Genomic DNA, 1,586 nt, shown 5'->3' with positions numbered 1-1,586 from the left:
GGGACTGGGCGGCATAGGCCGGATCGATCGACGCGCGCAGCCGCTCGGCCGCCGATGCCATGTTTTCATGTTCCCGCGTCGCGGCAATCTCGGCCGTCTCATGCTCCCGCATCGCGGTCACGCCCGCCTTAACCCGCGCCTCGAACATTTGGTGGGCGAGGGTAGCCGACCGCAGGGCCTGCGCTTCTTCCTCGGCCGCACGGGCCGCCAGCGCGCTGAAGGTCGCACCGCCATCGGTGGCGCGCGGCTGGTTCAACCCGAAATTCTGTTCCAGCAGGCCTTGCAGCTGGGCGCGCTCCCGCAATTGAACGATCAGCGCCGCCTCTGCCTGCGCACGCTCCCGCGCCGTCTCGGCCGCCGCCTTGGCCTCTGCCTCGGCACGGGCCTGCGCCAGCGCCTCGGCTTCGAACCGGGCACGGCGCGCGGCCGCCAGTTCCTTGCCCGCCAATTCGGATTCCGCCGCGCGCAGCCGTCCGGCCAGTTCGGTCAGGCCCTGCTGTTCGGCCGCCAGCGCGGCAGCCTCCACCTTGGCGAGCCGCATTTCCTCACGGGTTTTCCCAAAGGCACCGTTCTGGCGCTCAATTTGGGAAACCAGCCGCTCCCCCGCCTTTTCGACGGAATTGAACTCCCGCTGTGCGGCACGGCTTGCCTGCGACGATTCGACCGCAAAGGTCCGCAGCGATGCCTGCGCCCCGTTCAGGTTCAGCATGGAGGCGGACGCGCGCTCCACCCGGTTGAACTCGTCAATCGCGTTCGCGCTGGCCCAGTCGATCGCCGTATCCAGACGCGCCAGCGCCTCGAACGAACCGCCGGTATCGATATCGAATCCGACGCCAAGCGCCGCACCTTCGAAATTGTCCATCAGCGGCGCTCCAAAAGAAAAGGGCCGCCCGAACGGACAGCCCTATTTGTACTTACAATCTATGTTGACGCTTAGGCTTTTCGTGCGTACAAAAAACCCATGATGATCGTATGGGACGAACCGAAGCGCGCCGCGAACCTTGCCAAGCACGGCATTGATTTCGCCGATATCGACGACGCGTTCTTCCTGTCCGCGATGATCGGCGAAGCGAAACAAGGCCGCTGGTTCGCGGTTGGACGCCTGAACGGCGTCATCACCGTGATTTTCGCCACGCTGGGCACCGAAGGGCTTTCGATCATCTCGGCCCGCCCCGCCAGCGCCAAGGAAAGGAAATTGGTGGAATGACGAAACCCTACACCCAAGCGGACATGGATGCCGTGTCGGACAACCCCGAACTGACCGACGCCCAGTTGGCCAGCGCCCGGCCGTTCGCCGAAGCGCTGCCCGCCATGGCGGCCGAAATGCGACGCGTGCGCGGCCGCCAGAAAAAGCCGACCAAAATTCCCAAGACGATCCGGCTATCCCCGGAGGTGGTCGACTATTTCGAAGCCACCGGGGCGGGCTGGCAATCCCGTCTGGACGATGTGCTGAAGCGCTACGTCACGGATCATCGCTGATCAGCCCAACAACCGCTCCAGCCCGGCCCGTTCCGCGTCAATCTCGGCCTTGCTGACCGGGGCCTTCCACGGGGCAGGGCAGGTCTCTGCCTCGGCCCGCCGCCCTT

3 protein-coding genes are annotated in these 1,586 nt (G+C 65.5%); 2 read left to right on the top strand and 1 reads right to left on the bottom strand.

Annotated features, from left to right (window positions below; translation table 11 throughout):
- The coding region (locus ASF14_RS12860) for a hypothetical protein (RefSeq protein ID WP_201780592.1) at positions 1-862 on the bottom strand (862 nt) is incomplete at its 3' end.
- 99 nt (positions 863-961) lie between these two features.
- Between ASF14_RS12860 and ASF14_RS12855 the strand changes: the two genes are divergently transcribed.
- Together ASF14_RS12855 and ASF14_RS12850 are read left to right on the top strand one after the other, a co-directional pair.
- Complete coding sequence (locus tag ASF14_RS12855) at positions 962-1,207, top strand: BrnT family toxin (protein ID WP_056435550.1); 246 nt, start codon at positions 962-964, stop codon at positions 1,205-1,207.
- Positions 1,204-1,479, top strand: a complete 276-nt coding sequence (locus tag ASF14_RS12850) for a BrnA antitoxin family protein (protein ID WP_056435547.1) — start codon at positions 1,204-1,206, stop codon at positions 1,477-1,479. Before ASF14_RS12855 ends, ASF14_RS12850 begins: the two co-directional genes overlap by 4 nt.
- The last annotated feature ends 107 nt before the right edge of the window (positions 1,480-1,586 follow it).

It is taken from the genome of Sphingomonas sp. Leaf257, assembly GCF_001422185.1.
GTDB classification, from domain to species: Bacteria; Pseudomonadota; Alphaproteobacteria; order Sphingomonadales; family Sphingomonadaceae; genus Sphingomonas; species Sphingomonas yabuuchiae.
This window is presented reverse-complemented; position numbering and strand designations above follow the sequence as displayed.